This window comes from Mesorhizobium sp. M7A.F.Ca.CA.004.04.2.1 (assembly GCF_004022825.1).
GTDB lineage: Bacteria > Pseudomonadota > Alphaproteobacteria > Rhizobiales > Rhizobiaceae > Mesorhizobium.
In genome coordinates this window covers 1-5,495 of sequence record NZ_RZPH01000345.1, presented here as the reverse complement: position 1 = coordinate 5,495, position 5,495 = coordinate 1, and the positions used below count along the sequence as shown (strand labels likewise).

At 64.2% G+C, this 5,495-nt stretch carries 8 protein-coding genes; 5 read left to right on the top strand and 3 right to left on the bottom strand.

Annotated features, from left to right (window positions below):
• Nucleotides 1-165: 165 nt before the first annotated feature.
• From sppA to EN893_RS16690, 4 genes are all read left to right on the top strand, one after another.
• Nucleotides 166-1,122 carry a signal peptide peptidase SppA gene (gene sppA, locus EN893_RS16705; protein WP_127269998.1) on the top strand — a complete coding sequence of 319 codons (957 nt, stop codon included), beginning with the start codon at nt 166-168 and terminating at the stop codon, nt 1,120-1,122.
• An 82-nt stretch (nt 1,123-1,204) separates the two neighbouring features.
• Nucleotides 1,205-1,489, top strand: coding sequence for an integration host factor subunit beta (locus EN893_RS16700; RefSeq protein WP_006200394.1), 285 nt, complete (start codon nt 1,205-1,207; stop codon nt 1,487-1,489).
• 57 nt (nt 1,490-1,546) lie between these two features.
• The gene (locus EN893_RS16695) at nt 1,547-1,951 is read left to right on the top strand and encodes a LapA family protein (RefSeq protein ID WP_127272544.1); all 405 of its coding nucleotides are present in this window, start codon (nt 1,547-1,549) and stop codon (nt 1,949-1,951) included.
• Nucleotides 1,952-1,988: 37 nt separating this feature from the next.
• The gene (locus EN893_RS16690; RefSeq protein ID WP_127272543.1) at nt 1,989-2,954 is read left to right on the top strand and encodes an ornithine cyclodeaminase family protein; all 966 of its coding nucleotides are present in this window, start codon (nt 1,989-1,991) and stop codon (nt 2,952-2,954) included.
• Here the strand turns inward: EN893_RS16690 and EN893_RS16685 are convergent.
• The 3 genes from EN893_RS16685 to EN893_RS16675 form a co-directional block, all read right to left on the bottom strand.
• Nucleotides 2,951-3,388, bottom strand: a complete 438-nt coding sequence (locus tag EN893_RS16685; protein ID WP_127271652.1) for an EVE domain-containing protein — start codon at nt 3,386-3,388, stop codon at nt 2,951-2,953. The genes EN893_RS16690 and EN893_RS16685 overlap by 4 nt on opposite strands.
• Nucleotides 3,385-3,780: a VOC family protein gene (locus tag EN893_RS16680; protein ID WP_127271653.1), complete on the bottom strand. Its 396-nt coding sequence runs from the start codon at nt 3,778-3,780 to the stop codon at nt 3,385-3,387. Before EN893_RS16680 ends, EN893_RS16685 begins: the two co-directional genes overlap by 4 nt.
• A gap of 71 nt (nt 3,781-3,851) precedes the next feature.
• A complete protein-coding gene (locus tag EN893_RS16675; RefSeq protein WP_127272542.1) occupies nt 3,852-4,544 on the bottom strand; it encodes a YafY family protein in 693 nt (230 codons plus the stop codon).
• 135 nt (nt 4,545-4,679) lie between these two features.
• Here EN893_RS16675 and EN893_RS16670 point away from each other — a divergent pair.
• On the top strand, nt 4,680-5,495 hold an 816-nt coding region (locus tag EN893_RS16670), incomplete at its 3' end, for an RsmD family RNA methyltransferase (protein ID WP_164900918.1).

The window sequence follows — 5,495 nt, the reverse complement described above, 5'->3', positions numbered from 1 at the left end:
GGCCAATACTTGTAGAGCGCCTAGCCGAGGCCGGCCGACTGTCGACGGGGATGGCTACCTCACGTCCAGGTGCTGACTTGTCTCGCCATACGCAAAAGAGAACTGCTTCCAGATGGGCGGATCATGGTCTAAAAGCGTCTCCTCCCGCCGACTGAAAGGCTGACCATGGCACTGAGAGCCGACGACCTGATCGACCGCCGCCGTTTGCGGCGCAAGCTGACATTCTGGCGCGTCGTCGCCATAGGCATCGTAGCCCTTGGGGTGATTGCGCTTTCAACCTGGTTCTATGGCGACGATTTCGGCGGCTCGACGGTCGACCATATTGCCAAGGTCAAGATCGAAGGCACGATCACCGAGGACGAGGAACTGATCAAGCGGCTGGAAACCATCCGTCTTTCATCGAAGGTGAAGGGCGTGATCCTGTCGATCGATTCGCCTGGCGGCACCACCGTCGGTGGTGAGTCGATCTATGAAGAAGTGCGCAAGCTGGCCGCCGACAAGCCGGTGGTGGCGGAAGTCGGCACGCTCGCCGCATCGGCGGGCTATATGATCGCCAGTGCCGCCGATCACATCGTTGCCCGCAAGACCTCGATCGTCGGCTCGATCGGCGTGCTGATCCAGTATCCCGACGTCAGCGGCCTGATGGACAAACTCGGCGTCAAGCTGGAGGAGGTGAAATCCTCGCCGCTGAAAGCCGCACCCTCTCCCTTCAAGCCGACCAATGACGACGAGCGTGCCATGGTTCGCAAACTCATCCTCGACAGTTATAACTGGTTCGTCGACATCGTCGCCGAACGCCGCAAGATGACCCGCGAACAAGCGCTGGCGCTTGCCGACGGCTCGATATTCACCGGGCGTCAGGGCGTAGCCAACGGGCTGATCGACGCCGTCGGCGGCGAGGCGGTAGCGGTCGACTGGCTGGCGACCAAGGGCGTCGATGCCAAGCTCAAGGTCGTCGAGTGGAAGGATACCGAACAGCGCGGCGGCTTCCTGTTCTCGAAAGCGATGGCGCAAACCATCGGCAGTGCGCTCGGCCTGCCCGCCTACAGTGGCGACGTCATCCATGAACTCGGAGCCGACCGCTTGTTTCTTGACGGTCTCGTTTCCGTCTGGCACCCTTGAGACGCCGTTTGGGGCAAGTGAAAAAAGCAAATAAAATCATCCTCATAATTTTGACCGCACTGCTTTCACGGGGACCCGTCTCATGATCAAGTCCGAACTTGTGCAGATTATTGCCACGCGCAATCCGCATCTTTTCCTGCGCGACGTCGAAAACATCGTCGGCGCCATCTTCGATGAAATCACCGACGCCCTTGCCGAAGGCAACCGGGTCGAGTTGCGAGGCTTCGGCGCTTTTTCGGTGAAGAACCGCCCCGCCCGCACCGGCCGCAATCCGCGCACCGGCGAATCCGTCGAGGTCGAGGAGAAGTGGGTGCCGTTCTTCAAGACCGGCAAGGAACTGCGTGAAAGGCTGAACGGCGGCAAGTAGGCGCGACGTCAGCGCCTGACGGCCTTTCGGACAGGCCAGCTTCCGACGGAAAACATCATGTTCAATCGCTTCATCCTCATCGCGATCTTCGTGCCCCTGGCGATCATCCTGATCGCACTCGCCGTTGCCAACCGCGAACTGGTCGCCTTCACGCTCGATCCGTTCAACCCCGGCAATCCGAAGCTGACCCTGACTTTGCCGCTGTTCATTTTCCTGTTCCTGGCACTCGCCATCGGCATGATCGTCGGCAGCCTGGCAACCTGGGTCAAGCAGGGCCGCTATCGCAAGCTGGCGCGCCAGCGCGGCGTCGAGGCCGAGAACCTGCGCCAGGCGGTCAGCCGTGCGCCGGCGGCACCGCAAAGCCCGGCTCTGGGAACGGCCCCAGGCTCCACCCAAGGGTCCGCCCAAGGGTCCGCCCATGGGTCCGCCCATGGGTCCGCATTGCCGAAGCCGACCGCTTGAGCCGCCCGTCGGCGGTTTTGTCCCCACGGAGTTCTTCATGCTGACCATTTCGGCCGCAGAGGTCGACCATGCGCTGAGCTTTGCCGGGCTGGTCGAGACGCTGCGCATGGCGTTTCGCGACGGCGCGGTGCAGCCGGTCAGGCATCATCATACGATCGAGCGGCCAGATGGCGCGGCCTCCACCCTGCTCTTGATGCCCGCCTGGACCGACCTCAACGCGGCCGGCACATCGGCCGGCGGTCACATCGGCGTCAAGATCGTCACCGTGTCCCCCGACAACAATGCCATCGGCAAGCCGGCGGTGATGGGGCTCTATCTCCTGCTCAATGGCGCCACCGGCGAACCTGAGGCCTTGATCGACGGCCAGCGGCTGACACAGTGGCGCACCGCCTGTGCTTCGGCGCTTGCGGCCTCCTATCTCGCCCGCGACGATGCCTCGCGGCTGCTGGTGGTCGGCGCCGGCGCGCTGTCGCCCTTCCTCGCCAAGGCGCACTCGGCCGTACGGCCGATCAAGACCATCCGCATCTGGAACCGCACCCCGGCCAATGCCGAGAAGGTCGCGGCCGATCTGCGCGCCGAGGGTTTTGCAGCCAGCGCGGCGAGCGATCTCGATGCCGAGCTTGGGCAGGCCGACATCGTCTCCTCGGCGACGATCACGACGACGCCGCTGATCAAGGGTGCGCTGTTGCAGCCGGGAACCCATGTCGACCTGGTCGGAGGCTTTACGCCGACGATGCGCGAGAGCGACGACGACGCGATCAGGCTCGCCCGCGTCTATGTCGACACCCGCGCCGGCGCCACCAAGGAAGCCGGCGACATCGTCCAGCCGCTGGCCTCCGGCGTGCTGAAGCCGGAAACCATCGTCGCCGATCTGCACGAATTGGCGCGCGGCCAGAAGAAGGGTCGCGAGAGCGCCGGTGAGATCACGCTGTTCAAGTCGGTCGGCGCGGCGCTCGAGGATCTTGCCGCCGGCATTGCCGTCTACAAGGCGCTCACGGCCTAGTTCGCCGGTACAGCCATTTTGGCGCTCATCGCGTCGGCGATCACACGAAAATCGTGATCCCCGATTTCGAAAAGGCCAAAGCGAAGCTGATAACCCCAGTTCGACTTGGCCATGGTGAAGTCCAGCCTGTCGAGCAGCGGCTTGATCGGCGCTTCCTCGGCCTTGGCCCACGCCACATCGCGGCGGAAGGGTGTGAAGCCGGCGCCCATATCGCCCTGATAGGGCTCGCCTTCCCGCACGATGCCGATCGCGGTGAAGGCCCGCAGGCCATCTTTCTCGCCCAAAACAGTGTTCGGCGAGTAGTAGACGATGCCATCGCCTGGCTTGACGCGACGCAGCGGTGCCGCCTTGCCGTGGTTGACCTGCATGAAGCCGGCTGCGCGACCCCGACGGACATGTTCGGCCGACGCCACGGCGATCCAGTACGCGCTCATCTCTGGTTACCATTGGCCTGTTCGCCATCGGACAGCCAATAGACGCGCAGGCGATGATTGTCGGGATCGAGCGCGACAAAAGTACGGCCGAAATCCATGTCGGTTGGCGTCTGCAGGATATTCAGCCCGCGCCCGGACCAGTCGGCATGGGCGGCATCGACCGCATCGGGCGTATCCAGCGCAAAGACGATTTCGGCGCCACCGCCTGACATGGCGGCTGCCGGCTCCACCGTATGGCGCGACCACAGGCCGAACTTGAAGCCGGCATCGAGCACGAACAGCACGAAGGTCGGCGAACTTTCGACCGGCTCACGGCCGAGCAGCGCGCTGTAGAAGGCGCCGCTCTCAAGCGGCTGGTCGACATAGAGGATGATGAAATTCGGGGTGGCCATATCTGCTCTCCAAGGTTCGGTGCTTCGACTTGGCGACCATAAGATGAGCTACTGTCAGATCATGGCAGCAGTCATCTCGAACCACGAGGCTTGTCGAGCGTCGTCCGCCACTCCTTGAGCAGCGCCTGGCGACGGCGCGGATAGCGCGTGTTTGTCGCTTGGAGCTCGGCGATGCGATCGGCGCGAAAATGCCGGAAATCGTGCCGCATCTCGCACCACGCCACCACCACCCGCACCTTGTCGAAGAAGCCCAGCGCAAATGGCCACACGACACGCTCGGACGCAGCGCCGCCGGCGTCGCGGTAGAGAAAGCCAAGCTTGCGCTCGTTGCGGATGGCCTGCCGCACCAGACCAAGATCGATGCTTTCGATGACTGCGGCGGGAGGGCCGACCAGCAGTGTGCTCGCGTCGAGATCCTCGCGCAGATCGTCCGGCAGGACGGCGGCGATCTTGGCCAACGCGTTGGCAGCGGCGGCCGAGAGACGCTGGTCCGGCTGCTTGGCGACCCAGCGCGAGCCGAGCACGATGGCTTCGATCTCCTCGTCGCTGAACATCAGCGGCGGCAGCATGAAGCCGGGCTTGAGCACATAACCGACACCCGCCTCGCCCTCGATCGGCGCGCCCTGGCCCTGCAGCGTGGCGATATCGCGGTAGAGTGTGCGAATCGAAATCCCGAGTTCATCGGCCAGCGCCTGTCCGCTCACTGGCCGGCGATGCCGGCGCAGGCACTGGATCAGGTCGAGCAGGCGTTCGGAGCGGGACATCCGGTAGATTTGCCTGTTTCTTTGACATTGGTCCATCGCGGCCAACCTGAACCGGAGAGGCCGACCTGTCGGACTTGGTTGCGAAGCCGGTTGCCCTATGTCAAAAGCGGCCACGCCGTTCGGAGTTGCCCCCGCTTGAAGTCTTTTCGCGACAAACGCCGCGACAACCGTCCACATCCATCCGCGAAGGGTGCGGCGGACGTGTCACGTCCGCGTCCCGGCCAGGCTCCCGCCAGACCGGAAGCGCCACCGCGCGAGCGCCATGAGGCGAAGACGGAAAGTCGTTCCGAACCGAACTCGGCGCCGCGCATCCTGGCCCGCCGCGAAGGCGCTCTGCCCGCCGAACATCTTCCCGTGATCCTGGAAGTGGCGCCCAATGCCGATTATGCGCTGCTCGACAGCGGCACCGGCCAAAAGCTCGAACAATATGGCCCCTACCGTATCGTGCGGCCCGAGGGCCAGGCGATCTGGCAAAAGGCCTTGCCGGCAAAGGAATGGGAGCGTGCCGACGCCGTCTTCACCGGCGACACCGACGAGGAGGGCATCGGCCGCTGGCGTTTCCCCAAGCTGCCGCTCGGCGAGACCTGGCCGATGAAGCATGACGGCATCGACTATCTCGGCCGTTTCACCTCGTTTCGTCATGTCGGCGTCTTTCCCGAGCAGGCCTCCCATTGGGATCACATGGCCGGGCTGATCGCGGCGGCGAAGCGGCCGGTCAAGGTGCTGAACCTGTTCGGCTATACCGGTCTCGCCTCATTGGTGGCGGCTCGCGCCGGCGCCGAGGTCACCCATGTCGATGCCTCGAAGAAAGCGATCGGCTGGGCCCGTGAAAACCAGGAGATGGCCGGCCTCGGCAGCAAGCCGCTCCGCTGGATCGTCGACGACGCGGTCAAATTCGCCGAGCGCGAGGAGCGCCGCGGCAGCCGCTACGACATCATCCTTTTCGACCCG